A 26,293-nucleotide genomic window follows, 5' to 3' on the forward strand; every position below is an offset into this window, starting at 1 on the left:
TTTCCTCGGCTCAGACGGGCATCGCGCGTGCGTGGGCGGTGCGGAGCTCGGCGAGCTTTCCGGCCGGCGGCGGGGTGCCGAACACGGAGACGTCGCGGACGTCGGGGCCCGGTTCCCGGCTCAGCGACGGGATCTCGGCGCCCGCGCGGTCGAGGAGAACCATCGCCGTGGCGAGGAAGCCTTCGACCATCGAGCGCAGGATCAGGTGGGTCGAACGCTGGTAGCGGTCGACGAGTGCGTCGACGAAGGCGGCGAAGACCGGCAAGTCGATCGCCCACTCGTCGGCGGCCTTGGGGCTGACCCCGGTCGGCAGCTCGACGATCGGGGCCACGGCCTCGGCCGAGCGGACGAACAGCAAACCGACGCCGTTGGACGGATTCCACAACGTCGTGTCGCCGAGGTCGAAGTATTGACTCATCGGCTCACTCCCCCATCCGGTGCTTTCACGGCCGCGTGAGCGTACTCAGAGCGCACGACGCTCGGCGATCGTTTTGCCGGAAAACGAAGCGACGGCCCGCCCCCGCGTGAATACCTTCGGGCGCATGGACACCACGTCTCTCACCTGGCGCCCGCTCACCCGCGACGACGCCCAGGCTTCGGCCGATCTGCTCAACGCCATGGAGGCCGTCGACCGGATCGGCGAGAACTACACCGCGCAGGACACCCTCCAGGAGCTGGTCGACCCCTACGCGGATCTGGAGCGCGCGAGCCTCGCGGTCTTCGACGGTGCCGTGCTGGCCGGGTACATGAAGATCCGCTACAAGCGGTTCGCGCAAGAGGTCCACCGCGTGTTCCTCGACGGCGGCGTGCACCCGGACCACCGGCGCCGCGGAATCGGTGGCGCGCTCGTCGAAGCCGGGGTGGCGGCGGCGAAAACGCTGCACGCGCTGCACCATCCGGGGCTGCGGCTAGCGATCGACGTCCACAAGGCCGGGCACATCGCCGGGCTGGCCGAGCTCCTGGCCCCGCGAGGCTTCGCGCCCGTGCGGTACTTCCGGCGCATGGAGCACCCGCTCGGCGCCGCGCTCCCCGAGCCAGTGATCCCCGAAGGGCTGCGGATCGAGCCGTGGTCGGAGGACAACGACGAGGACTTCCGCGTGACCCGCAACAAGGCGTACGCGGACACCTGGAACCCGGCGCCGTTGCCCGCGGGCAATTGGAAGAACAAGATCGCCAACCACACCCTGCGGCCCGAGGCCAGTTTCCTGCTCCGCGACGCGGCGGACGGCACCGCGGCGGGGATGATCGTGGCCAACCACTGGGAAGCCGACGCGGCGGTCACCGGCGTCCGCGACGTGCACTTCATGGCGATCGGGACGAGCCCCGCCTACCGCAACCGCGGCGTCGCCGGCGCGCTGATCGGGCACGCGCTGCGGGCGGCCGCCGGGCACGGCTTCGACCGGGCCAGCGTGAACGCGGACTCGGCGAGCCTCGCGGGCCATCCGGGATCTTCGAGAGGGCCGGCTTCACGTCCGAGCGGCCGTTCGTCCGCTGGGCGCTCGAGATCTGACGCGCGGGGCAAGCTCACCTCCCGCAGATGAGGCCGTCCGCGACCCGCGCCCAGATGCTCGCCATGAGGGACGCGACGCAGAACGGAGGCAGACTCATGACGATCGGACCCATCCAGCTCGTCGTACTGGGATTTCCGGAACCGGACTTCCACGGCGCGATCATCACCGAGCTCGAGCGGCTGAGGGAAAGCGGCACCGTCAACGTGGTCGACGCGCTGGCCGTGCACAAGGATTCCGACGGCGGGATCGAGGTCGCCCACCTGAGCAACCTCAGTGACGAAGAAGCCATCGAGCTCGGCAGCAAGGTCGGCGCGCTGATCGGGCTCGGGATCGACGGTGAGGAAGGCATGGCGGCCGGCGCCCTCGAGGGTGCCGAGGAGGCCGCGGACGGCGTCGAGGTGTTCTCCGACGAAGAAGCCTGGGACGTGTTGTCGGAGATCCCGGACGGCTCGGCCGCCGCCCTCGTGCTGCTGGAACACCGCTGGGCCATCCCCCTGCGCGACGCCATCGCGGAAGCGGGCGGGTTCCGTATCTCCGACGGCTTCGTCAGCCCGCTCGACCTGGTCGCCATCGGCCTGGTGACGGCGGAGGAAGCGAACCAGCTGCACACGTTCGAAACAGCCACACCCAGCCGCACCTGAGACAGGAGACAGACCATGTTCGGATCCCGCAGGATCGCCCGCCGCACCTCGCGGCGCACCGCCCGGCGCGTCAGCCGGCGCCGGCGCTGAACCACCGGGCCGCGTCGACCGGGAATGCCTGCCCGGCAACTACATCGGCCGAGCTCGACGGCCGTCGCGGCGCTGTCCGATGTGGACACCGCGCGGAGTGCCGCGATCGTCGCGTCGACGCGACCCGGCCCCTACACTCGACGGATGCCGGTCCACGACCGTCCCGCCCGCGTCGAGGACGTGCACGAGCTCGCGCTCGCGATGCCGCACGTCAAGATCTGGCCGGGGTCGGAAAGCAAGCCCGTGTACCAGGTCGGCGGCAAGTCGTTTGTCTTCTTCCGCAACCCGCGTCCGGACGCCGTCGACCCGGGCACGGGTGAGCGCTACCCCGACGTGATCGTCTTCTGGGTCCCGTCGGAAGCCGACAAGGAAGCACTCGTGCAGGACGAGGCCACGCCGTTCTTCACCACCCCGCACTTCCGCGGCCACCTTTCGGTGCTGGCGCGGGCGTGCCGCCTCGGCGAGCTCAGCCGGGGCGAGCTGGCGGAGGTGGTGCAGGAGGCGTGGCTCTCGCGCGCCTCCGCGAGCCGCGCGGCCGCGTGGCTCGCCGAACACCCGCCCCCGGCCGGCTGAGGCACGCGGTCCGATCTCCCGACGATCAGGAGACCCAGTCGTGACCGAGCCGAGCCTTGACCGGGTGACTGTTATCGCTAACACTATTCGCCGGAAAGAGTGGATTGGACCACCCGGACGAGGAAGGCGGTGACGAAGTGTCAGCAGGAGCGGCCGGCGACCGGCAGGCGAGCCTCACGGACGTGGCCGGGCTCGCGGGCGTCTCCCACATGACCGTCTCGCGGGTGATCAACGGCACCGGCCCGGTTCGCCCCGAGACCCGGGCGCGGGTGATGGCCGCGGTGGAGGAGTTGGGTTACCGGCCCAACTCCGCGGCCCGCACGCTTGTCACGGGCCGCTCCGGCACTCTCGGCGTCGTCGCGCTCGAGTCCAATCTGTACGGACCCGCGAGCACCCTGCACGGCATCGAGAACGCCGCCCGGGAAGCCGGTTACGCCATCACGATCTCGAGCGTGAGCCGCCCGGGCCGCTCGTCCATCGCGGACGCGGTGGAGAGCCTGCGGCGCCAGGCGGTGGAGGGGATCGTCGTGATCGCGCCGCACGTCACGGCCGGGCAGGCCCTGGCGGGAGTGCCTTCTGCGGTCCCGGTGGTCGCCGTCGGCGGCGGCGAGGGCGCGCCGGTTCCGGTGATCTCCGTGGACCAGTACGACGGCGCCCGCCGCGCGACCGAGCACCTGCTCGCGCTCGGGCACCGCACGGTGTGGCACGTCGCCGGGCCGCAGGACTGGCTGGAAGCCCTCGAACGCGAGCGCGGCTGGCGCGAGACGCTGCAGCGTCACGGCGCCGAGGTGCCACCCGTCATCCGCGGCGACTGGAGCCCGGCCTCCGGCTACGCCGCCGGGCGGACGCTGGCCAAGAAGGTGCCCGCCGGGAACGGCGGGCTGGACGCGGTGTTCGCCGCCAACGACCAGATGGCGCTGGGGTTGCTGCGCGCGTTCACCGAGGCCGGCATCGGCGTGCCGGGCGACGTGCACGTCGCGGGCTTCGACGACGTCCCCGAGGCGGCGTACTTCACGCCGCCGCTGACCACGGTGCGCCAGGACTTCATCGAAGTCGGCCGGCGCACCTTCGGGCTGCTGACCGAACGGATGGGCGGCGGCGACCAGCACGTGCGCCACCTGGTCGAGCCCGAGCTGATCGTCCGGGAGAGCACCGGACCACGCTGAGCGCGGTCCCCACCGAAGGAGAACCCCGTGTCCCCGCACTCTCCGAATGTTAACGCTAACATCTGCGAGCCTCTCGTGGTCGGCGTCGACTTCGGCACGCTCTCGGGCCGCGCCGTCGTGGTGCGGGTTTCCGACGGCGCCGAGTTGGGCACTGCCGTGTCCGAGTACCCGCACGGCGTCGTCGACCGGGCGCTGCCCGTGACCGGCGAGCCGCTGCCGCCGGACTGGGCGCTGCAGGTCCCCTCGGACTACGTCGGGGTGCTGCGCACCGCCGTCCCCGCCGCGCTCCGCGACGCCGGCGCCGATCCCGCCGACGTCGTGGGCCTCGGCACGGACTTCACCGCGTGCACGGTGGTACCGACCACTGTGGATGGAACGCCGCTGTGCGAGCTGCCGGAGTTCGAGCGCGAGCCGCACGCGTACGTGAAGCTGTGGCGCCACCACGCCGCCCAGCCGCAGGCCGACCGGATCACCGAGCTCGCGCGGGCCCGCGACGAGAAGTGGCTGCCCCGCTACGGCGGGCGGATCTCGTCGGAGTGGGAGTTCGCCAAAGCGCTGCAGGTCCTGGAGGAGGCGCCGGCCGTCTACGCGGCGACGGCGCACTGGGTCGAGCTGGCCGACTGGATCGTCTGGCAGCTGACCGGCAACTACGTCCGCAACGCCTGCACCGCCGGGTACAAGGGCATCCTGCAGGACGGCGAGTACCCGGGCGCCGATTTCCTGCGCGAGCTCAACCCCGGGTTCGCGGACTTCGTGCCGGACAAGCTCGATCGGCCACTCGGGCGCCTCGGCGACCGGGCCGGGTCGCTCACGGCCGAAGCGGCGGCGTGGACCGGGCTGCGGGAAGGCATCGCCGTCGCGGTGGGCAACGTCGATGCCCACGTGACCGCGCCCGCCGCACTGGCCGTCGAGCCGGGCCGGATGGTCGCGATCATGGGCACCTCGACGTGTCACGTGCTCAATGCCGAGGAGCTGCGTGCGGTGCCCGGCATGTGCGGCGTCGTCGACGGCGGAATCGTGCCCGGGCTGTGGGGCTACGAGGCCGGGCAGAGCGGGGTCGGCGACATCTTCGGCTGGTTCGCCGAGCACGGCGTGCCGCCCGCGTACCACGAGGACGCTCGGCGAGCGGGCGTCTCGCTCCACGAGCACCTCACCACGCTGGCCGCCGGCCAGGAAATCGGCGCCCACGGACTGGTCGCGCTCGACTGGCACAGCGGCAACCGCTCGGTGCTGGTGGACCACGAGCTGTCCGGCGTCGTCGTCGGCCAGACGCTGGCCACCCGCGCCGAGGACACCTACCGGGCCCTGCTGGAGGCCACCGCGTTCGGCACCCGCACGATCATCGAAGCCTTCCGGGACGCGTGCGTGCCGGTCACCGAGCTGGTCGTGGCCGGCGGGCTCGTCCGCAACGCCTTCCTGATGCAGCTCTACGCCGACGTGGTGAACCTGCCCCTGTCGGTGATCGGGTCCGCGCAGGGGCCGGCGGTCGGCTCGGCCCTGCACGCCGCCGTGGCGGCCGGCGCCCACCCGGACATCACCGCGGCTTCCCGCGCGATGGGCTCGGTCCACCGGGACGTGTACCGCCCGGTGCCGGCCAACGTCCGCGCCTACGACGAGCTCTACGCCGACTACCGCGAGCTGCACGACCACTTCGGCCGTGGCGGCAGCGACGTGCTGCACCGCCTCGCAGCCCGCCGCCACGCCGCCGCATCCGCCGGCGAAAGGACAGTCCTGACATGTCGCTGACCGACGAGCTGCTCGGCACCGTCGCCGAGCTGCGCCGCACCGTCGCGGACCTGCACGGCGAGCTGACCCGCAACGAGCTGGTCGCGTGGACCGCGGGCAACGTCTCGGCACGGGTGCCCGGGCGCGAGCTGATGGTGATCAAACCGTCCGGGGTCTCCTACGACGAGCTGTCCGCCGACACCATGGTCGTCACCGACCTGCACGGGCGGCTGCGCGACGGCGACCTCGCACCCTCGTCCGACACGGCCGCCCACGCCTACGTCTACCGGCATCTGCCCGACGTCGGCGGGGTCGTGCACACGCACTCCACCTACGCCACCGCGTGGGCCGCGCGCGGCGAGCCCATCCCGTGCGTGCTCACGATGATCGCCGACGAGTTCGGCGGGGCGATCCCGGTGGGGCCGTTCGCGCTGATCGGCGACGACTCCATCGGCCGCGGCATCGTCGAGACGCTGCGGGCGAGCCGCTCCCCCGCCGTTCTCATGCGCAACCACGGCCCGTTCACCGTCGGGCGCACCGCCCGCGACGCGGTGAAGGCGGCGGTGCTGGTGGAGGACGTGGCCCGGACCGTCCACAAGGCCTTCGAGCTGGGCGCGCCCGCGCCGTTGCCGGCCGAGGACATCGACCGCCTCTACGCGCGCTACCAGAACGTCTACGGCCAGCGCTGAGCCCGGCCGGCGCACACGACGAGGAGACACATGGCTTCGCAGAACAAACCCCAGGTCTGGTTCCTCACCGGGAGCCAGGCGCTCTACGGCGAGGACACGCTGGCACAGGTCGCCGGCCAGTCGCTGGAGATCCAGCGGCTGCTCGCCTCGACGGGACGGCTTTCGGCCGAGCTGGTCGGGAAACCGGTCCTGACCGAGGCCCCCGCGATCCGCCGGCTGCTGCTCGAGGCCAACGCCGACACCTCCTGCGTCGGGGTGATCGCGTGGATGCACACCTTCTCGCCGGCGAAGATGTGGATCGGCGGCCTCGACGCGCTGCGGAAACCGTTGCTGCACCTGCACACCCAGCTCAACGAAGCCCTGCCGTGGCGCAGCATCGACATGGACTTCATGAACCTCAACCAGGCCGCCCACGGAGACCGCGAGTTCGGCCACGTGCTGACCCGCCTTTCCGTGCCGCGCAAGACCGTCGCCGGGCACGCGGGCGACCCGGTGGTCGTGGCCCGGATCGACGCGTGGGCGCGGGCCGCGATCGGCGCGGACCACCTGCGCGAGCTGCGGCTGGCGCGCTTCGGTGACAACATGCGCGACGTCGCCGTGACCGAAGGGGACAAGGTCGAGGCCGAGCTGCGCTTCGGCGTCTCGGTCAACACCTACGGCGTGAACGACCTCGTCGAGCTCGTCGACAGCGCGTCCGAAAAGGACACCGGCGAACTGGTCGCCGAGTACGCGTCGGCCTACGACCTGGCGCCGCAGCTCGCCGAAACCGGCGCCCGCCACGAGTCCCTGCGGTACGCGGCAAGGGTCGAGCTGGGGCTGCGGCGGTTCCTCACCGAGGGCGGTTTCGGCGCGTTCACCACGAACTTCGAGGACCTCGGCGGCCTGCGGCAGCTGCCGGGGCTGGCCGTGCAGCGGCTGATGGCCGACGGTTACGGCTTCGGCGGCGAAGGCGACTGGAAGACCTCGGCCCTGCTCGCCGCGGTGAAGGCGATGGGGGCCGGCACCGGCCGCGGCACGTCGTTCATGGAGGACTACACCTACCACTTCGGGCCGGGTGAGCCGAAAATCCTCGGCGCGCACATGCTCGAGGTCTGCCCGAGCATCGCCGCCGCGCGCCCGTCGTGCGAGATCCACCCGCTCGGCATCGGCGGGCGCGAGGACCCGGTGCGGCTCGTGTTCGACGCCGCCCCCGGCCCCGGCGTGGTGCTCGGCCTGGCCGACCTCGGCGACCGGTTCCGCTTGGTGGCCAACGAGATCGAGGTCGTCCCACCCGACGAGCCGCTGCCCAGCCTGCCGGTCGCGCGCGCGGTCTGGCGGCCGGCGCCGTCGCTCGCCACGTCGGCCGAGTCGTGGATCACGGCCGGCGCGCCGCACCACACCGTGCTGACCCAGGCGGTGCCGGTCGAGACCCTCCGCGACTTCGCCGACCTGCTCGGCGTCGAGCTCCTCACCATCGACGCCGGCACCACCACCTCCGGGTTCGCCGACCGGATCCGCTGGAACCAGGCCTACCACCGGCTCGCCCAGGGCTTCTGAAAGGAGCACGAACAATGAAGTTCATCCGAGGGATCCGAGGGGTCACCGTCGCCGCGCTGGCACTGACGCTGGCCGCCTGCGGTTCGAGTGTGAAAACGGCCGACCAGCAGCCGGCCGCCGGCTCGTCGGCCGGCGCGCTGATCGGCGTCACGATGCCGACGAAGGCGTCGGAGCGCTGGATCCACGACGGCGACAACATCAAGGCAGCGCTGGAGAAGCTCGGCTACAAGGTCGACCTGCAGTACGCCGAGAACGACATCCCCACCCAGGTCAACCAGATCGAGAACCAGATCACCAAGGGTGCGAAGCTGCTGGTGATCGCCTCCATCGACGGCACCGCGATCACCACCCAGCTGCAGGAGGCGGCCGACCACAAGATCCCGGTGATCGCTTACGACCGGCTCCTGCTCAACAGCCCGAACGTCGACTACTACGCCACCTTCGACAACTACAAGGTCGGTGTCGAACAGGCGAACTCGCTGCTGAAGGGCCTCGGAACGGGACCGGGACCGTTCAACATCGAGTTGTTCGGCGGTTCGCCCGACGACAACAACTCGACGTACTTCTTCAACGGCGCCATGTCCGTGCTCAAGCCGCTCATGGACAGCGGCAAGCTCGTGGTGAAGAGCGGCCAGACGACGTTCGCGCCGACCGCGATCCTGCGCTGGGACCCGGCCACCGCGCAGCGGCGCATGGAGGACCTGCTCACCAAGACCTACGGCGGCGGCGCGAAGGTCGACGGGGTGCTCTCGCCCTACGACGGCCTGTCCATCGGCATCCTCTCGGCGCTCAAGAGCAACGGTTACGGCACCGGCGGCCAGTCCTACCCGGTGGTCACCGGCCAGGACGCCGAGGTCGCTTCGGTCAAGTCCATCATCGCCGGCGAGCAGTACTCGACGGTGTTCAAGGACACCCGCAAGCTCGCCGACGTCACCGTGAAGATGGCCGACACCGTGCTCAAGGGCGGCAAGGCGGAGGTCAACAACACCACGGACTACAACAACGGCAAGAAGGTCGTCCCCTCCTACCTGCTGCAGCCCGTGGTCGTCGACAAGAGCAACTACCAGAAGGAGCTCCTGGACTCCGGCTACTACACCGCGGGCCAGCTGAAATGACGGAACTGCTCGGCATGCGCGGGATCACCAAGACCTTCCCCGGGGTCACCGCGCTTGCCGACGTCACCCTTTCCGTGCGCCGCGGGGAGATCCACGCGATCTGCGGGGAGAACGGCGCCGGGAAGTCGACCCTGATGAAGGTGCTCTCCGGGGTGCACCCGCACGGCAGCTACACCGGGGAGATCCGGTTCGACGACGACGCTTGCGAGTTCGGTTCGGTACGCGACAGCGAACGCCGGGGCATCGTGATCATCCACCAGGAGCTGGCATTGTGCGGGCAGCTCTCGATCGCGGAGAACATCTTCCTCGGCAACGAGCGGGCGCGGCGTGGGTTCATCGACTGGAACCGCACCAACCACGAGGCCGGCGAGCTGCTGCGGCGCGTCGGCCTCGCGGAGAACCCGGTCACGCCGGTGCGTGACCTCGGCGTCGGCAAGCAGCAGCTCGTGGAGATCGCGAAGGCGCTGTCGAAGCAGGTGCGGTTGCTCATCCTCGACGAGCCGACCGCCGCGCTCAACGACGACGACTCCGCGCACCTGCTCGACCTGCTGCGTGGTCTGCGCGACGAAGGCGTGACGTCGGTGATCATCTCCCACAAGCTCGGTGAGGTGATCGCGATCGCCGACACCGTCACCATCCTGCGCGACGGCCGGACGATCGAGACCCTCGACGCGGCCGGGCTCACCGAGGAGCGGCTGATCACCGGCATGGTCGGACGCGACCTGGAGCACCGCTTCCCGCCGCGGGTGCCCGACATCGGCGACGAGGTGCTGCGGATCGAGGACTGGACCGTGCACAGCCCGACGCAGCCGGGCCGGGTCGTGGTCGAGGGCGCCAACCTGACGCTGCGGCGCGGGGAGGTGGTCGGCCTGGCCGGGCTGATGGGCGCGGGCCGGACCGAGCTGGCGATGAGCGTGTTCGGACGTTCCTACGGCACCGGCATCTCCGGCCGGCTGGTCAAGGACGGCGTGCCGATCGACGTCCGCTCGGTCCGCGACGCCGTGCGCCACGGCATCGCCTACGCCACCGAGGACCGCAAGCGCTACGGGCTCAACCTCATCGAAGACGTGCAGCGCAACGTCTCGGCCGCCGGCCTCGGCAAGCTGGCGCGCCGGGGCTGGGTCGACGAGCACGCCGAGCACGACACCGCCGCGGGGTTCCGCCGGGACCTGCGGATCAAGGCGCCGACCGTGCGCAGCGTGACCGGGAAGCTCTCGGGCGGCAACCAGCAGAAAGTCGTGCTGGCCAAGTGGATCTTCACCGATCCGGACGTGCTGATCCTCGACGAGCCGACCCGCGGCATCGACGTCGGCGCGAAGTTCGAGATCTACTCGATCATCAACTCCCTTGCCGCGCAAGGGAAGGCCGTGCTGGTCATCAGCTCCGAGCTGCCCGAGCTGCTCGGCCTGTGCGACCGGATCTACGCGCTGGCCGCGGGCCGGGTGACCGGCGAGGTCGCCCGCGAGGACGCCACCCAGGAGCTGCTGATGCAGTACATGACGAAGGAACGCCCATGACCACAACGGACACGGCCCGGCCCGCCGCGCCCCCGGCCGCCACCCCGGGCAGGCGGATCTCGATCAACCCGCGCCAGAGCGGGATCTACGTCGCCTTCGCCCTCATCGTGGTGCTGTTCGAAGTGCTCACGGGCGGCGCGCTGCTGGAGCCGCAGAACATCTCGAACATCATCGTGCAGAACTCCTACGTGCTGATCCTCGCGATCGGCATGATCCTGGTGATCATCTCCGGCCACATCGACCTCTCGGCCGGGTCGGTGGTCGCGATGACCGGCGCCGTCTCCGCGGTGCTCATGGTGAACCTGCATGTGCCGTGGCCGCTCGCGGTACTCATCACCCTGGTGACGGGCGCGGTGATCGGCGCGTGGCAGGGGTACTGGGTCGCCTACTTCGGCATCCCGGCCTTCATCGTGACACTGGCGGGGATGCTGGCGTTCCGCGCGCTGACGCTGACCGTGCTGGGCAACCAGGGCATCGGCCCGTTCCCCGACGCGATCCGCACGCTGTCCAACGGCTTCACCGACGGTTACCTCGGCAACATCGGCCTCGGCCCGCTCGGCGGCGCCGACCTGGTCAGCCTCATCGTCGGGGTGCTCACCGTCGCCGCGATCGCGATCACCCAGCAGCGCAAGCGCTCCGCGCGGCTCGGCTACGGGCAGGACGTGGACCCGTATCCCGTCTTCGTCGCGAAGGTCGCCGGCGCCGCGATCCTGGTGCTCGCCGTGGTCGTGCAGCTCGCGCGGTTCAAGAACCTGCCGTGGGTGCTGATCCTGCTGGCCCTGCTCGTCGTCGGCTACTCGCTCGTCGCCGGGCGCTCGGTGTTCGGCCGCCACATCTACGCGGTCGGCGGCAACCTCCAGGCCGCGACGCTGTCGGGCGTCAAGGTCAAGTCGGTGGCGTTCTGGATCTTCGTGAACATGGGCGTGCTGGCCGCGCTCGCGGGGATCATCTTCGCCGGCCGGCTCAACCAGGCCGGCCCGACCGCCGGCGTGAACTTCGAGCTCGACGCGATCGCCGCCGCGTTCATCGGCGGCGCCGCCGTGCAGGGCGGCGTGGGGAAGGTCGTCGGCGCGATCACCGGCGGGCTGATCATGGCCGTGATCAACAACGGCATGTCCCTCATCGGCGCCCCGAGCGAGCGCGTGATGCTGGTCAAGGGCGTGGTCCTGCTCGCAGCGGTCGCCTACGACATCTGGACGAAACGACGCGGTACGGCTTAGGACTCGCGTGTATCCACTGTGGACTTCCGGGTTCGGGCGAGGAGCAGCGTGGCTCGGACGGGCGGGTGCGTGGCCGCGGCAGCCGGACGGGGTTGTTCGCCTGGCTGCCGCAACACGATTTGAACCTTGACACCACCGCACATCAGCGGCCGCCCACGTTCACGCCGTCCGTGCACCCCGGGCCGTGACCGGGAGCTACGGCCGGCGGTAGATGGTGATCGAGTGGCCGACCTCGTCGATCGGGTTGCTGGTGTCCAGCAGGGCCTTCAGGTGCGCGTCGGCCTTGGCGACGGAGGAGTCGGAGACGGCGAGGAGGCCGTGGACCTGGTCCGGGGGCACCCGGATCGGGTCTGCGGCCTCGATGCCGTAGTGCGCGGGGACGCCGCTGCCCTTGTAGATCAGCCAGACGTGCTCGCCCGGGTAGGTCGTGTGGAGGCGATCGGCGAGGCGGCCGAGGTCCTGGCCCCAGTCGACGTTCGAGTCGTGCAGGCGCAGGTGGGTCTGCGCCGGGCCGCCGAAGGCCTCGTTGGCGTAGGGCAGGTAGTACGGGAACGTCAGCAGGGAGCTGACGGCCGTGAAGACGACCAGGGCCGCCGCCGTGAGGTGGGCCCAGCGGCGGTGCAGGAGGACGAGGCCGGCGGCCGCGACGGCGAGGAACATCGGGAGGAAAACCGTGTACCGGACGCCGAAATCGCGGCTGCCGGTCATCGCGGCGGCCAGCAGCACGGCGGACGGAACGAGGAGGTACGGCGCGGCGGGGCGCAGCCGCGGAATCGCGAGCAGCACGACGATGCCGCCCAGCCAGAGCGCCAGCGTGCCGAGCGGGGTCTTCACGAGGATCGCGGCCGGGAGGTAGTACCAGAGGGCGCCGAAATACAGGCGGCCGAACAGGAAGCCGCTCCACACCTGGTCTTCGAAGCCGAACTGGAGGTGCATGCCGTCGCGGTACGGCGCGGGCACCGGCAGCCAGTCGGCGAGGGCGCGCAGGCCGTGGAGGCTCGGCAGGCCGGGCGGCGCCTGCCAGCGCAAGTGTGGATCGACGGCGAGGTAGGCGGCCCAGAGGACGGCGACGGCGATCAGCCCTATGCCGATGACCGTCGCGGCGAGCTCGGCCGCTGTCCGTTTCGGAGAGTGGCCGGAGCCGCGGCGGAAGTGCCACACCGACAACGCCCCCAGGAGCAGCATCACCGGAACCGCGGGCAGCGCACTCATCTTCGTGGCGATCGCCGCGCCCAGCGCGAGTCCCGCCAGGGGCAGATACCGCACGGGCCGGCGCCGGGCCCGCCACACCAGCCAGGCCGACGTCAGCAGGAACCCGGCCATCGGCACGTCGAGCGTGGCCAGCGAGCCGTAGGCGATGACGTCGGGTGAGAAAGCGTAGAGCGCGAGCGCCATGAGCCCGCCGACCGGGCCGGCGAGGTCACGCGCGAACGCGAAGACGACCAGCCCGAACAGCAGCGTGAGCACGATCATCGGCAGCCGCGCCAGGAGCATCAGCCGGCCGGGATCGCTGCCCGACTCGTACAGCACGCGCCGGCCGAGCTGCGTTTCGTCGCCGGCGAAGGCCGGGTCGAGGTGCACGTCGGTGAACACCAGGCCGGACGCGATGATCAGCTTGCCCAGCGGCGGGTGCTCAGGGTTGTACCGCAGGCTGTGCTGGTCGAGGTAGACGACGGCGGTGCCGACGTACACGGGCTCGTCGATCGTCGGGGTCTGCTCGACGGCCGTGGTGACCATCGCGAACGCCATCTGCGCGAGCAACACGAACCCGACGATCGCGAACGCCCACCGCCGCAGCCACTCGAACCGGCCCGCCGGGGCCGGAACCGGGTCCGCCGGGGTCGCCTCGCCCGCGCTCGACAGCTGGCTCGGAGGCGGCGACAACCCGAAGTTCCTTCCACGCGAGAGAACACGTCCGAGCCCATGTTACGCAGCGATCGGACCTCCGCCTCAGCCGTCGACGGCGCGGCCACGCGCTAGTCCTCGGCCACCGCAGTCCGTCCGGGTGACAATGCCATCGCCGTGACGGCGCCCTCGAGCCAGCCCACGCCGGCGCCGATGCCGACGACGGCCCAGATCGAAAGCTGGGGGTGGGCCGCGAGCAGCAGCGGCACGGTGGCCAAGGTGACGACCTCGCCGGTGAGGGACGCGATCAGCGAGACGTTGGTGCCCGCGCCCAGGCGGTCCGCGGTGGCGCCGGCCAGGCGCAGCACGACGTAGCCGGACAGCAGGATCGCGCAATCCTGCCAAGCGTTCACCCGGGAGCCCGCGACCGCGACGCCGGCCAGGCCGCCCAGGAGACCCCCGAACACCGTCGCACCCGCGAGCACCGCGGGGCGCACCGACGGCAGGTTGGCCACCGCCTGCGCGACGATCCCCCCGGCGAGAGCGGCCACCCCGGCGGCGATCAGCAGGAACAGCCACCACGGCACCAGCGGATCGCTGAGGATCCCCGCCGTCACCCCCACCATCACGCCGACGACCTCGACCTCGGGACGGTCCGCCATGCCCGATCCCCCGTTCGCACTCGACCTCCGGACGAGCCGAAGGTCAAGGGGGAAGCGGCGGGACCGGTCCCGCCGCCGGAACCGGACGGACGCGCCGGCACCGTCCCGTGTGGACCAATGCCGACGACTTCGCCGAGGAGGGCCGGTCAGCAGCTGCCCACGGTCTTGCGCTTGACGAACGCGATCACCGCCGTCGCCACGAAGAGCACCGCGCCGAGGATCACCAGCCAGAACAAGCCTTTGATCACGACCCCCAGTACCACGCACACGAGCCAGACCACCAGCAGAATCCCCAGCAACGCGATCATCGAAGCTCCTTCTGCGTTCACCACCTCCCCGGCGGGAGGCACGTCCGACTACCGCGGCTCGCGGGGCGCAAACGCCGTTGGCCCGCCCGGGATCCGCGGCCGTCACCGAGCTCGCCGTAGATCGAAACGTCGCTGCGGCGGGTGGGATGATTCTGCTGCTTTTGCCGGGAGGCAGGCAGGCGCGTGCTCGCAGTTCGGTGGGGAGCGCCGCCGAAGGCAAGGGCCGTCGGCCAGCTCGATACCGTCCTCTCGCCGAGGTGGATCCCACGACCTGCCCGACGTGGCCGGTGCGGTGCTGCCGCCCACTGGGCCTTCAGGCGGTGCCGGTAATTCGGTTGACCCGGCCTCGCGACGCCGATGCACTGTGGCGCGACAGCCACGACACCCGGGGAGATCGCCGCAGTGGAGATCCGCGCCACGACCGAGCAAGACTTCGACGTCTTCGTCGCCACCGTCCACACCGCGTTCGCGCGGTTCCCGGAGGCGCCGGCCGAGGGTGGCGGCGGGTTGTGGTGGTCGGCGCTCGAAATGGACCGCGGGGTGCTGGCTCTGGCGGACGGGCGGCCCGTCGGGACCGCGGCGGCCTAACTACTCGTTCGAGCTCACGCTGCCGGGCGAGGTCGTGGTGCCGGCGGCCGGGATCACGTCCGTCGGGGTGCTGCCTTCGCATCGGCGCCGGGGGGTGCTGAGCGCGATGATGCGGCACCAGCTGGCCGAACTGCGGGCGCGCGGGGAGTTCCTGTCCGTGCTGCTGGCGTCGGAGGCCACGATCTACGGCCGCTTCGGCTACGGGCCGGCGACCTACACCGGGCAGCTGACGGTGGCGCGGCACCAGGCCGCGCTCGCCGCACCGCGGGCCCAGGCGCCGGCCGACGCCGGCTCGGTCGAGGTGCTGAAGCGGGACGAGTGCGGCGAGCTGCTGGAAGACGTCTACGACCGCTACCGCCGCGCGCAGCCCGGTGCGTTGTCCCGGCCGCACCGGTGGTGGGCCTTGCGCGCGGGCCAGCCGCCGATCACCGCGGCACCGCGGTACATCGCCGTGCACCGGGACGCCGACGGGAACCCGGACGGGTACGCCAGCTACTCGCTCGGCGAGCCCGGCACGCTGACCGTCGACGAAACCATCGCCACCGACGACGCCGTCTTCACGGCCCTGGCCCGGTTCGTGCTCGGCCACGACCTGGTCACGCGCGTGGTGTTCAAGCACGTCCCGCCGTGGCACCCGCTGCGCTGGCAGCTCGCGGACTTCCGCGCCGGCGAGGCCCGCGACGACGACTGGCTGTGGGTGCGGCTGCTGGACGTCCCGCGCGCGCTGACCACCCGCGGCTGGTTCACCGACGGCGAACTCGTCCTCGACGTCACCGACCCCTTCCTCGCCGAGCGCGGCCGCCACCTCCTGACCGTCCGCGACGGCAAGGCCGAGTGCGTCCCCACGGACCGCGCCCCCGACCTGTCCCTCGACGTGCGCGACCTCGGCTCCCTCTACCTCGGCGGCACCACCCCGAGCACCCTCGTGCGCGCCGGCCACATCCACGCGCACCATCCCGAGGCCGCGGCTGCCGCCGACGCGCTGTTCCGCGGGGAACGAGAGCCGCACTGCCTGCACTGGTTCTGACGGTGCCGGCTCAGCGATCCGGGCCGTTCGGCGGCGACGCTAGTTCCAAGGCTCGCGGTCCGGATCCTCGCCGAGCATCCGGGCCGCGTCCTCGCAGAGCCGCCGCCCGGCGGTCTGGTCGGTGCTGTGCGGCAGTCCGAGCCGCGCGGTCACGAGAATGGCGATCTGCCGCCACGTCTCCTCGTCGAGGCCGCGCCAACGCCGGATCTGCTCGGCAAGCGCGCGATCCACTTCGACCGTCCAACGTCCATGGCGGTCATCCTCGCGCATCGGCCGGCCGGCCCGAGCAGCTCACGCACGGAAAGGTCCGCCGGCTCAGCGGTTGAGTGCCTTCGCGAGCGCGGCGACGTCGACCTGCCGGGGCTTCGGCAGCCACGCCGGTTGGTCGGCGCCGCGGGGTGAGAGCACGTTGAGGTAGTGGTGCGGGGTCCGCGAGAGGGTGACGTTTTCCGTGACGCCCTGGTACAGCCCGAGCGGCGTGAGCGACGTGAACAGCTGCGGGTCCAGCAGCTCGTGCTCTCCCCCGCTGCCGACGGCGCGGTGGACGTAGTCCCGGTCGAAGAAGCCGAGGGTGGTGGCCCACATGGCGGCGCGGGTGAGGGAGACGTGGACGCGGTAGCTGCCGCCCTCCGTGGCGCGGCGGATGAGGGCGGCCAGCGCGCCGGTGGCGCCCAGCCAGGCGACGAGGTAGTCGTTGATGATCGAAGTCGGGGGGAGTTTCGGCTGGGCCAGGGTGCCTTCGGCGGCGACCATGCCCGTGACGGTGCCGGCGACCTGGTCGAAGCCCACGCGGCCGGCCCACGGGCCGGTGTCGCCGTGGCAGCTGGCGGTGACGTGGACGAGGCCGGGACGCAGGCCGATGGCCTGGTGGGCGTCGACGCCGAGCTCGGTGAGCAGCCCGGGGCGGCGGTTGGCGTAGAAGACGTCGGCGTCGCGCAGGAGGGCGTGCAGCGTCGCCTGGCCGTCGGGACCGCGGACGTTGAGGCGGGTCGAGCGGACGCCCACGTTGGCCGTCGCGACCAGCGAGTCCATCTCGAACTCCATGACCCGCCAGACGTTGAGCACGTCGGCGCCCAGTGCGGCGAGCGAGCGGCCGATGCCGGCGCCCGCGATGACGTGGCCCATGCCGAGTGCGCGGATGCCGGACAGCGGGTGCGTGCCCCAGTCCGGCAACGGTTCGGGCGGGGTGTCCGCGACCTTCTCGATCTCGATGAGCGGCCGGGAAGCGAGGTGCTCGAACACGGGCTCGGCCACGAACTCCTCGACGCTGCGGACCTTCGCGAACACGATGCCGTGCCGCTCCCCCAGCTCCTCCAGCTCGTCGGCGGTGTGGCGGGCGATCGCGCGGCCGAGCGCTTCGGGGCTGTCCGCGCAGTCGAGGACGGCGAGCATCTTCGACTTCAGGCCGGGGTAGATGTTCGCGGGGATGACGTGGCGGCCGTCGCGGGTCGGGTAGAAGCCGAGGTAGGAACCGACGAGCCGGTCGGCCAAGTCGGCAGGGTAGCCGTTGAGCGTCTCCCACCGCAGCTCCGACGCCGGAGCGAGCCGGCGGATGGCCTGGCCCAGGTCGACCGTGATGTCCTGACCCAGCCCCGTGCGCAGGCGCCAGAGCTTCGCGGCGAGCACCGACTGCTGGGTCAGCGCGACAGCCGCCGCCCCGCCGATGCGGATGGCGCTGGGCAGCAGCGGATCGCGCTTGAGGAAGGTGATCGCGCCGCCGCTGTCCTCGGGCGTGAAACCCAGTGGTGCCAGCACTTCGCGCAGCTCGGCGTGCGGGTCGAACGCGTCGTCGGACGCGCGGGCGCGTACCGCGCGGAGCATGGCGTCGCGCATCGCCCGCGGATCGGTCGTTTCCACAGTGGACACTCCAGGGTCGGGACCGCGACGTCCACGACCCGGGCCACGAGCTCGCCCGCGCCAGGGCGTCGCGGTGCGGCGGGCAGCGAAGCGCGTCGATCGTAGCGACGACCGTGGCCCGCCGGGCCCACTCGGGAGAATCCGTCAGTCCTGCGAAGCCGCCGGGCGGTTCCCGCGCACCACCAGAACGGGGCACAACGCGTACGAGATCAAGCTCTGGCTGGTGGATCCGAGCGCCAGGCCGGCGAGCCCGCCGCGGCCGCGGCTGCCGACGACCAGCAGCTGCGCGCGGTCGGCCCAGTCGAGCAGGCCGTCGACCGGCTTTTCCTTCACGACCACGCGCTGGACCTGCACGTCGGGGTACTTCGCCTGCCACCCGGCGAGGCGCTGGGCGAGCAGTTCCCGCTCGTGGGCCTCGATCTTGTCGACGTCGGCGGACGAGCCGGACTCCTCGAACACCGACGCCAGGAAGCCTTCCTTCCAGCAGTGCACGGCCACGAGCGGAGTCCGCCGCCACGACGCTTCCTCGAAGGCGGCGCCGATCGCGTCCTCGCCGATCGGCGTGGCGTCCACGCCGACCACGACCGGGCCGTCCACCGGCGGCGCGTCCTCGGCGACGTGGGGACGCACGAACGCGACCGGGCACTCCGCGTGCGAAGCGAGCGAGACCGACACCGAGCCCAGCACGAACCGGCCGAGCCGGCGCTGCCCCGTCGAGCCGAGGATCAGCATCCCGGCCGACGCGGACTCGGCACGCAGGGCCGACGCCGGCTGCTCCGGCCGCAACACGGCCTCGGCGGCCAGCTCCGGCGCCACCTCGGCGACGGCCGCCTGCGCCCGGCGGAGCACCCGATCGCCGCGTTCGCCGACGACCCGCTGCGCGTCCTCGTACGTCGGCGCGGCGTGCGGGTACGACACGGGGATCTCGTCCACGGCGTGCACGAGCCGCAGCCCGAGGCCGCGCTCGCGGGCCATCCGCGCGGCCCAGCGCGCCGCCATCAGCGACGACTCGCTCTCGTCGACCCCGACGACCAGATCGGTGGACGCGCTTGCCATGGATTCCCCGCCTTCGTCGGTCTGCCGGCACCCCGGACTGTAATCGCAGCGGACCGGCGCGCGAGACGGCCAACAGGCCCCCGTCCGGGTGACTTTCGTCCGGCGGTGCTCGCCTCTTCGAAAGCCGCTGACGCCGTGATGCGGCCGGGTCAGTCCGGGCAGCCGTCCAGGGTCGGCACCGGGTATTTCGGGTCGTAGTAGCCGGGTGCGTCGCGCTCGCCCGCGGGCGCCGGGCCGACGGGCGGGTTGGCGTAGCCGGGCGCCAGGAAGCCCGTCTTCGCGGCGGCGCAGCCGACGGAGGAGAACGCGCTGTGCTCGCCGTCGAGCCAGAGGCCCTGGCTGGTTTTGCTGAACCTCGTGCCGCTGCGGAGCACGTAGTTCTCGTCCACGCGCACGAAGCTGACGATCTGCGCCGGCCCGGTCAGGCCGCCGGGGTGGGGGTCGTCGAAGGCGTAGGCGACCACGTACTTCGCGTCCACGGCCAGCTCCCCCGGCTTGGCCCCGGGGTGCGCGCTCAAGGTGCCGAAGGTCCGCGGGCCCGCGTCGAGCAGGCGGTATCCGTCGGCGATCTCGGTCACGTACGGCAGCAGGCCCTTGCCGTGCTCCGCCATCTTCGACGCGATCCACGGCCGCGCGTCCGGCGCCAGCTGCGCCAGGAAGGCCGCGGGGTCATGCCCCGTCACGACGGCGGGTTCGAGCCGCGCGGCGGAGATCGCGCGCTTGACCTGCGCGTAGGCCTCTGTGACAACTTCGGGCTTGAACGCCGCCGTCGCGGTCGTGGCCATCCCGTCGAACCCCTTGGCCCAGTTCTCGGCGGGCGTCCGGTCGTACGGTCGCGCCAGATCGACATGCGCGAGCACCGGCACCGCCGTCGGATTCGGCGCGGCCGGCTCGGTTTTGGGCCGGCTCCCCACGAGCACGATCGCGGCCGCCGTCACCCCGAGGACGAGAAGGACGAGGCTCGCACCCCACCACCGCCCCCGCGGCCGCGGCAGTCGTGCGCGCCACTGCTTGCGCACCCGTCGGCGATCTTTCCTCGCGCCCGCCCGCGCGCCGGCCTCCGCCCGCCGGCGCCACTCCGGATCCACCAGGTCCGGGTGGGAGTCGAGCAGGTCTTCCTCTTCCACGTGCGTCTCCCCGGAAAACGTCGTCGCCTCCTCATCGACGACAGCGGGACATCGTTACGCCGGGCGGAGATCGCCGTTCGGTTCACCTGAGTGGCTCGCTCGGGTCTCCCAGCACGACAAGGATCCGGGCCGGTTCATCGCCGTCGTCCCCGTAGACCGACACCCGGTTCAGCACTCGCTCGACCGGCAGTTCCAGGCGAAGCTGCGCGTTCGGCTCGTAGATCGCGAGCGACCGCCGAGAGAGCTCGATTTCGCCGCGGTGCAGGAGCCCGAGCCCGTCGACCGCGAACGGCTCCTCGACACACGTGACTCCGACCGGTCCGCTCGCCGCGTCACGCACGCCCACGTACAGGGAGTCGTTCCCCGCATGGACGGCCTCCGTCGCGGCGTCCCACCCGGCGTGATCGTCCTGACTGTCCGGCGCGGCGATCACCAGCAGCCCGAACGCGAACCGCGCGACGGCACTGCCGTGAAACCGCTCGCCGGCCGCCTCGGCCGTTGCCATATCGATCATCAACACCACTCCTGACGCAGTCCGTCGCGAACAACCTGATTCTTTCGCACTGCAGAGGAGGCGCTGCCCGGTCAGCGGTGGTCGTCGCGGGTCGGTGGGGTGAGGGTGGTGATCGTGAAGCACAACGAAAAACGGACGAGGACCAATGGCGGCCCTCGCCCGTTCGCCCCTCCGGTCAGCCGGTGATCACTTGGCCGTGCACCGCACCACCGGCTCGGCCGCCGTGCCCGAGGCGACGCAGTCCAGGGTCTGCCCCGCGGCCGGCTGCGGGAACGACGCGATTTGCTTGCCGTGCTCCTCGCCTGGCTGCTGGGGCGGCTCGCCGCTCGAGCCCCGACAGCCACTCCACCTCACCACGACCGCCATTATTCACAGTGGACTCCGGCACTACAGGGCCAACGGCGATCTTGTGGCGAAACCATGACACTGCGCTATCGACAGCAGCTACCGGGACGCGGCTACCGGACAGCCGCAATCAGACAGTGGCCATCGGACAGTGGCCATCACGTCGGCGTGAGCGACGGCGGCAACGCTCTCGCACCCCAGGCCTGGTTCGGCCTCGCGCTCATGTGGACCAGTTCGCCGCCGCGGACGACCTCGTCGTGGGTGATCCAGGCGCGGTGCAACGGCTTCCCGTTCAGCGTCGCCGACGTGATGTAGACGTTGACCGGCGAGTTGCCGATCGCGCGCACGGTGAACGTCCGGCCTCGTCCCGTCGTGAAGCGCGCGCGATCGAAGACGGGGCTGCCCAGGATGTACACGCCGCTCGCGGGGGAAACGGGGTAGAAACCCGCCGCGGCGAGGACGTACCACGCCGACATCTGCCCGGCGTCGTCGTTGCCCGCCAGGCCGCCTGCGCCCGTGTGGTAGGCGTTTTCGCAGACGTACCGGGACCACCTCTGGGTGAGCCACGGCGCACCCGCGTAGGTGAACATGAAGGGCATCTGCTGCACGGGCTCGTTGCTGTGGTTGTAGAACTCGTTCCACTTCATCATCACGTCCGGCGGCGTCTTCTCGAAGATGCCGTTGAGGCGGTCGACGAACGCCGCGCGCCCACCCGCCAGCTTCGCCAGGCCGCCGACGTCGTGCGGCACGAACCAGCCCTGCTGCTCCGGGTTGCTCTCGATGCAACCGTCGCCATCGCCCATCCAGGTGCCGTCGGCATTGCGGCCGCGGAACCAGCCGGCGTCGGTGTTGAAGAGGTTCCGGTAGTTCTGCGAAGTCGCATAGAGGCGCGTCGCGTCTTCCTTCTTGCCCAACGCTTCGGCGAACCGTGCGAGGGCGTAGTCGGTGTACGCGTTTTCCAGCGTCGAGGAGAGGCTGTAGGTGACGCAGTAGCCGAGCGAGGTCCAGTTCGCGAAATCGGTGCGGTTGGAGCGTTCCGCCGGGCCCATCGCGACTTCGCGGCAGAAGCGGTACGCCTTCTCGGCGTCGAACCCGCGCAGCCCCTTGAGGTACGCCTCGGCGATGACGTTGCTCGCGGCGTCGCCGATCATCGTGTCGGTGTCCTTGCCCAGTAGCTCCCACCGGGCGAGGCCCTTCGTGAGGCCGCGGTCAGTGAGCGAGACCAGCGACGTGATCGTCTCCTGCACCACGTCCGGGTCGATGATCGTGAGCAGCGGGAACTGCGCGCGGAACACGTCCCAGCCGCTGAACAGCGTGCGGTGCGTGACGCCGTCGCGCACCGGGGCGGTGTCGCCCACGCGGTGCCGGCCGTCGACGTCGCCGAACAGCCGCGGGTCGATCATCGAGTGGTACAGCGCGGTTTCAAAGATCTTGCGCTGCTCGGCCGTGCCGCCTTCGACGGCGACCTTGCCCAGCGCGTCCGCCTACGTGCGACGGGCCCCGGTGGCCACGGCGTCGAAGCTCCAGCTCGGCAGGTCGTGGCGCAGGTTGCGGCGGGAGCCGTCGAGGTCGACGAACGACACGCCCGCGCGCACTGGCACCTGCTGGCCGGCGCGGACGGGGAACTCGGCGAAGAAGCCGAGCTGGGTGCCGTCACGCTGCGCCAGGTCGGTGCGGACGTCGGTGCCGTCCCAGGTGCCGAACACGGCGATCGGCTGGTGGAACTCCATCGTGAAGTACACGGTGTAGGCCGGGCTCTGCGCGCCGCAGCCCCACCCGCCGCCCGTGTGGTCGCAGCGGACCCAGCCTTCGACGGTGGTGGCGTCGACCTGCCGCACGTGCTGCGCGATCGAGTGCGAGCCGTCCGGGCCGATGCGGCGGGTGAGGTCGACCTTGACGCGGCCGGTGCCGGCGTCGTGGAAGGTGAAGCGCAGCAGCCCGGCCCGCTCGGTGGCGGTGAGCTCGGCGCGCACGCGGTAGCGGTCGAGCTCCACGGCGTAGTAACCGGCGCGCGCGGTCTCGGTTTCCGTGCGGTACGGGCTCTTCGCCTCGTCGCGCCCGGTCACGAGCGGGCCGGTCTGCGGGAGCACCTGGAGGTTGCCGAGGTCGCCGTAGCAGCCGACGCCCGACATGTGCAGGAAGCTGAAGCCTTCGATCGTGGTCATCTCGGCCGAGTAGCCGCTGCCGTTGTCACCGCCGGAGACCGTGTCCGGGCTCAGCTGGACCAGGCCGAACGGCGCGACCGCGCCCGGGAATGTCTTACCGCACGCCGTGTCGGCGGCCGTGGCGACAGATCCGATGATCGGATCGACGGAGTCCACCGGTTGGGGCCGCGCGGCGGCAGCCACCGCGGTGCGGGGCAGCGCCGCGACGGCGGCCACCCCACCCGTGGCGACCAGAAAACCGCGTCTGGACAGAGAACCCGCGTCGGTCATCCTTCATCGCCTTCCGGACGCTCGTGCAGTTGTCGCCGACCACACTGGGCGAACGAGCGAGCCGGGTCAACCAAACATCGGATGTGTGGCCTTTTCTGTCCACTCGTTTGTCCGGCCCGGGAATTCCACTGTGGACCTCACCGCGCGAGCAGTCGCCGGGCCTCCGGCACCACGTCACGGGCGAATGCGGTGACCTGAGCGGGGGAATTGTCTTCGGGCATGAAGAGGAACCCGGTGTAGGGCAGTTCGCCGCCGAGTTTCGCCAGCAGCACGGCCCATTCCGGCGCGGTGCCCCGCACGGGGTCTGCACCCTGCTCCAGTCGCGGCCGGCCGGGAGTTTCGGTGACCGTGCCGACGATCTGGGCGATCCGGCGCACGGCCCGCGGGTTCCGGCCCGCCGCAACCGCCGCGTCGTCGATGACGCGGTTGGCCTCGGCCCACTTCTCGTAGGGCAGGTAGGTGGCGATCGGGGCGGCCCACCCGTCGGCGATCCGGCCGGTCAGCGCGAGGGACTTCGGGCCCTGTGCGCCGACCCAGATCTCGATGGGGTGCACGGGCGCCGGACCCGGGTGCGCACCCGCGACGGAGTAGAACTCGCCCTCGACCCGCACCGCCGGGCCACCGTCGGCCCAGAGCGCGCGAAGGATGGTGACCGCCTCCTCCAGTGCGACGTTCGACTCGCGCGGACTGCGGCGCGGCACTCCGAGCTGCGTGATCGCGTCCCAATAGCCACCCGCGCCGAGCGCCAGCTCGAACCGGCCGCCGGACACGATGTCCAGGGCAGCCGCGGTCTTCGCCAGCAGTGCCGGCGGCCGCAGCGGCAGGCTCGCGACGTCCGGGAAGACGCTGATCTTGTCCGTGTGCGCCAGCAGGTCTCCGGCCAGCACGAACGTGTCCAGCTGGTCCGGCGCGAACGGCGCGTCCTGGATTCCGAGGAGGTCGAGGCCGCCCTCGTCCGCGGCCGCGGCGAAGGCGCGGTCGGCCGCCAGATCGGTGGTGGGCGTCAGCGCAACGCCGAACAGCAGGTCGTCGCGCAAAGCGCTCCCGTCAAGCAATAGACATTACCGTCAATGATGATGCCGAGATCCGGCGCGCGACGCCATTCGGCGGTGGATCGTTTTCCGCCGAGATCGGATCAGGAGGTCCGGCGCGGGTGGCGGCGCCGAACCTCCCTGTCGATCACGTCCAGCGGTTACGCTCGGAGCCGATCGGCGTCAGTCGACCGGCGGCCACACGGGGATCGGCCCGCGGCCCGACGGGAACCGCACGTTCTTGGCCCGCACGAACTCGTGCAGGGTCTCGGCGGCGTTCTCCCGGCCGAACCCGCTTCCCTTCACGCCGCCGAACGGCGAGCCGAGGAAGGAGCGGCGGACGTAGTTGTTCACGAAGACCATGCCGGCCTGCAGGTCGCGCGCCAGGTTCGAGGCGCGGAAGTGATCGCGCGTGATGAGCGCGGCCGTGAGCCCGTACGCGGTGCCGTTGGCGATGCGCACGGCTTCTTCATCGGTGTCGTGGACCATGATCGATGCGACCGGGCCGAAGATCTCCTCCTGCGCGACGGTGTGGTCGGGCTGCACGCCCGTGAGCACGGTCGGCGGGACCCAGAAGCCGCCGGCCAGGCGCGCGTCGTCCGGAAGCTCGGCCTGGAAGACGATCTTCGCGCCTTCCTTCACCGCGGTGTCGATGTAGCCGAGCACCTTCTGCTGCTGGCGCGCGTCGACCATCGCACCGATGTCGGTGGCCTTGTCGAGCCCGTCGCCGACCTGCAGCTTCGCGGTCGCGGCCACGAACCTCTCCACGAACTCGTCGTGCAACGACCGGTGCACGACGATCCGCGCGGTGGACGTGCAGGCCTCGCCCTGGTTGTAGAACATGCCCTCGATCGCCACGGTGACGGCGACCTCCAGGTCGGCGTCGTCGAGCACGATCAGGGCGTTCTTGCCGCCGAGCTCCATCGTGGCGAAGGTGAGGTTCTCGGCGGCGGTGCGCAGCACGGCCTGGCCGGTCTTGGTCGCGCCGGTGAAGGTGATCCGCTCGACGGTGGGGTGCCCGGCGAGCGCGGGGCCCGCGGACATCCCCGACACGGCGTTCACGACACCCGGCGGCAGGACCTGGTTCACGATCTCCACGAGCCGCAGCACGGCCAGCGGCGCCTGCTCCCCCGGCTTGATGACCACGGTGTTGCCCGCGGCCAGCGCCGGTGCGGTCTTCTTGGTGAAGTGCATCGGCGGCCAGTTGAACGGCAGGATCGCGGCCACGACCCCGTAGGGCTCGTAGTGCACGCGCGCTTCGATGGGTCCCTGGTCCAGCACCTCGCCGTGGAGCGTCTCGGCGAGGCCGCTGAAGTAGTCGAACCCGGCGGAGCTGAACGCCACGTCGAACCGCCGCGCGTCGCGTACCGGTTTGCCGACCTCACGGGCCTCGAGCTCGGCCAGCTCCTCGGCGTGCTCCCGGATCAGGGCCGCAACCTTGCGCAGCAGCCCGCTGCGCTCGCGCGGAGTGAGGCGGCCCCACGCCCCCTCGTACGCCCGGCGAGCGTCGCGGACGGCCTGCTCGACGACGTCGTCGCTCGCTTCCACCACGTCGGCGAGCCGGCCCCCGGTGGCCGGCTCGAGAACGGTGAAGGCCGGCGCGTCTTCGGGCGTCACCCAGCTGCCGCCGATGAACGAGCCCCAGCGGGCACGCGGCAGCGGGCCACGGCCGTCGGCCGGAAGGACGGGTTCCAGGGCGTCGGACATCGTGAGAT

The 26,293-nt window shown here is 71.3% G+C and carries 26 protein-coding genes; 12 read left to right on the forward strand and 14 right to left on the reverse strand.

Going from position 1 to position 26,293, the window contains the following annotated elements; all coding sequences use genetic code 11:
• Positions 1-10: 10 nt before the first annotated feature.
• Positions 11-418 carry a DUF6086 family protein gene (locus QRX50_RS38320; RefSeq protein ID WP_285967953.1) on the reverse strand — a complete coding sequence of 136 codons (408 nt, stop codon included), beginning with the start codon at positions 416-418 and terminating at the stop codon, positions 11-13.
• 124 nt (positions 419-542) lie between these two features.
• On the opposite strand from QRX50_RS38320, the gene QRX50_RS38325 reads away from it, so the two are divergent.
• From QRX50_RS38325 to mmsB, 10 genes are all read left to right on the forward strand, one after another.
• On the forward strand, positions 543-1,541 hold the full coding sequence (locus QRX50_RS38325; protein ID WP_285967954.1) for a GNAT family N-acetyltransferase: 999 nt from the start codon (positions 543-545) through the stop codon (positions 1,539-1,541).
• 65 nt (positions 1,542-1,606) lie between these two features.
• On the forward strand, positions 1,607-2,152 hold the full coding sequence (locus QRX50_RS38330; protein WP_285967955.1) for a hypothetical protein: 546 nt from the start codon (positions 1,607-1,609) through the stop codon (positions 2,150-2,152).
• Between the two features lie 234 nt (positions 2,153-2,386).
• A complete protein-coding gene (locus tag QRX50_RS38335; protein ID WP_285967956.1) occupies positions 2,387-2,815 on the forward strand; it encodes an MmcQ/YjbR family DNA-binding protein in 429 nt (142 codons plus the stop codon).
• 137 nt (positions 2,816-2,952) lie between these two features.
• Positions 2,953-3,981: a LacI family DNA-binding transcriptional regulator gene (locus QRX50_RS38340; RefSeq protein ID WP_285967957.1), complete on the forward strand. Its 1,029-nt coding sequence runs from the start codon at positions 2,953-2,955 to the stop codon at positions 3,979-3,981.
• A gap of 75 nt (positions 3,982-4,056) precedes the next feature.
• Positions 4,057-5,727: a ribulokinase gene (gene araB / locus QRX50_RS38345; protein WP_434533183.1), complete on the forward strand. Its 1,671-nt coding sequence runs from the start codon at positions 4,057-4,059 to the stop codon at positions 5,725-5,727.
• Positions 5,718-6,395: an L-ribulose-5-phosphate 4-epimerase gene (locus tag QRX50_RS38350; RefSeq protein ID WP_285967958.1), complete on the forward strand. Its 678-nt coding sequence runs from the start codon at positions 5,718-5,720 to the stop codon at positions 6,393-6,395. The genes araB and QRX50_RS38350 overlap by 10 nt, the downstream gene beginning before the upstream one ends.
• A 30-nt stretch (positions 6,396-6,425) precedes the next feature.
• Positions 6,426-7,931, forward strand: coding sequence for an L-arabinose isomerase (gene araA, locus QRX50_RS38355; RefSeq protein WP_285967959.1), 1,506 nt, complete (start codon positions 6,426-6,428; stop codon positions 7,929-7,931).
• Positions 7,932-7,945: 14 nt separating this feature from the next.
• Positions 7,946-9,046 carry a multiple monosaccharide ABC transporter substrate-binding protein gene (gene chvE, locus QRX50_RS38360; protein WP_285967960.1) on the forward strand — a complete coding sequence of 367 codons (1,101 nt, stop codon included), beginning with the start codon at positions 7,946-7,948 and terminating at the stop codon, positions 9,044-9,046.
• A complete protein-coding gene (gene mmsA / locus QRX50_RS38365) occupies positions 9,043-10,563 on the forward strand; it encodes a multiple monosaccharide ABC transporter ATP-binding protein (protein ID WP_285967961.1) in 1,521 nt (506 codons plus the stop codon). Before chvE ends, mmsA begins: the two co-directional genes overlap by 4 nt.
• Positions 10,560-11,783: a multiple monosaccharide ABC transporter permease gene (mmsB, locus tag QRX50_RS38370; protein WP_285967962.1), complete on the forward strand. Its 1,224-nt coding sequence runs from the start codon at positions 10,560-10,562 to the stop codon at positions 11,781-11,783. Before mmsA ends, mmsB begins: the two co-directional genes overlap by 4 nt.
• A gap of 195 nt (positions 11,784-11,978) precedes the next feature.
• Here mmsB and QRX50_RS38375 read toward each other — a convergent pair whose 3' ends face one another.
• From QRX50_RS38375 to QRX50_RS38385, 3 genes are all read right to left on the reverse strand, one after another.
• Entirely contained in the window at positions 11,979-13,667 is a 1,689-nt protein-coding gene (locus QRX50_RS38375) for a phospholipid carrier-dependent glycosyltransferase (RefSeq protein WP_285967963.1), read from the reverse strand.
• A gap of 92 nt (positions 13,668-13,759) precedes the next feature.
• The gene (locus tag QRX50_RS38380) at positions 13,760-14,290 is read right to left on the reverse strand and encodes a hypothetical protein (protein WP_285967964.1); all 531 of its coding nucleotides are present in this window, start codon (positions 14,288-14,290) and stop codon (positions 13,760-13,762) included.
• Between the two features lie 146 nt (positions 14,291-14,436).
• Positions 14,437-14,598: a hypothetical protein gene (locus QRX50_RS38385; protein ID WP_285967965.1), complete on the reverse strand. Its 162-nt coding sequence runs from the start codon at positions 14,596-14,598 to the stop codon at positions 14,437-14,439.
• Between the two features lie 402 nt (positions 14,599-15,000).
• Between QRX50_RS38385 and QRX50_RS38390 the strand changes: the two genes are divergently transcribed.
• Both QRX50_RS38390 and QRX50_RS38395 read left to right on the forward strand, forming a co-directional pair.
• Positions 15,001-15,186 (forward strand): hypothetical protein, encoded by a 186-nt coding sequence (locus QRX50_RS38390; protein WP_285967966.1) that lies wholly within the window; start codon positions 15,001-15,003, stop codon positions 15,184-15,186.
• Between the two features lie 37 nt (positions 15,187-15,223).
• Complete coding sequence (locus QRX50_RS38395; RefSeq protein WP_285974671.1) at positions 15,224-16,213, forward strand: GNAT family N-acetyltransferase; 990 nt, start codon at positions 15,224-15,226, stop codon at positions 16,211-16,213.
• Positions 16,214-16,252: 39 nt separating this feature from the next.
• Here the strand turns inward: QRX50_RS38395 and QRX50_RS38400 are convergent, their stop codons facing one another.
• The 10 genes from QRX50_RS38400 to QRX50_RS38445 form a co-directional block, all read right to left on the reverse strand.
• Positions 16,253-16,444 (reverse strand): hypothetical protein, encoded by a 192-nt coding sequence (locus QRX50_RS38400; protein WP_285967967.1) that lies wholly within the window; start codon positions 16,442-16,444, stop codon positions 16,253-16,255.
• An 84-nt stretch (positions 16,445-16,528) separates the two neighbouring features.
• Positions 16,529-18,070, reverse strand: coding sequence for a CoA transferase (locus tag QRX50_RS38405; RefSeq protein ID WP_285967968.1), 1,542 nt, complete (start codon positions 18,068-18,070; stop codon positions 16,529-16,531).
• A gap of 144 nt (positions 18,071-18,214) precedes the next feature.
• The gene (locus QRX50_RS38410; RefSeq protein WP_285967969.1) at positions 18,215-19,126 is read right to left on the reverse strand and encodes a universal stress protein; all 912 of its coding nucleotides are present in this window, start codon (positions 19,124-19,126) and stop codon (positions 18,215-18,217) included.
• A 149-nt stretch (positions 19,127-19,275) separates the two neighbouring features.
• A complete protein-coding gene (locus tag QRX50_RS38415; protein WP_285967970.1) occupies positions 19,276-20,253 on the reverse strand; it encodes a hypothetical protein in 978 nt (325 codons plus the stop codon).
• 82 nt (positions 20,254-20,335) lie between these two features.
• Positions 20,336-20,776 (reverse strand): hypothetical protein, encoded by a 441-nt coding sequence (locus QRX50_RS38420; RefSeq protein WP_285967971.1) that lies wholly within the window; start codon positions 20,774-20,776, stop codon positions 20,336-20,338.
• 177 nt (positions 20,777-20,953) lie between these two features.
• Positions 20,954-21,124 (reverse strand): hypothetical protein, encoded by a 171-nt coding sequence (locus QRX50_RS38425; protein ID WP_285967972.1) that lies wholly within the window; start codon positions 21,122-21,124, stop codon positions 20,954-20,956.
• A 146-nt stretch (positions 21,125-21,270) separates the two neighbouring features.
• Positions 21,271-22,587, reverse strand: coding sequence for a GH92 family glycosyl hydrolase (locus QRX50_RS38430; RefSeq protein ID WP_353074193.1), 1,317 nt, complete (start codon positions 22,585-22,587; stop codon positions 21,271-21,273).
• Between the two features lie 9 nt (positions 22,588-22,596).
• Entirely contained in the window at positions 22,597-23,547 is a 951-nt protein-coding gene (locus QRX50_RS38435) for a hypothetical protein (RefSeq protein ID WP_285967973.1), read from the reverse strand.
• Between the two features lie 137 nt (positions 23,548-23,684).
• Positions 23,685-24,584, reverse strand: coding sequence for an LLM class flavin-dependent oxidoreductase (locus QRX50_RS38440; RefSeq protein WP_285967974.1), 900 nt, complete (start codon positions 24,582-24,584; stop codon positions 23,685-23,687).
• A gap of 177 nt (positions 24,585-24,761) precedes the next feature.
• Positions 24,762-26,285, reverse strand: a complete 1,524-nt coding sequence (locus tag QRX50_RS38445) for an aldehyde dehydrogenase family protein (RefSeq protein ID WP_285967975.1) — start codon at positions 26,283-26,285, stop codon at positions 24,762-24,764.
• Positions 26,286-26,293 lie beyond the last annotated feature (8 nt).

The organism is Amycolatopsis sp. 2-15 (assembly GCF_030285625.1).
Classification (GTDB): domain Bacteria; phylum Actinomycetota; class Actinomycetes; order Mycobacteriales; family Pseudonocardiaceae; genus Amycolatopsis; species Amycolatopsis carbonis.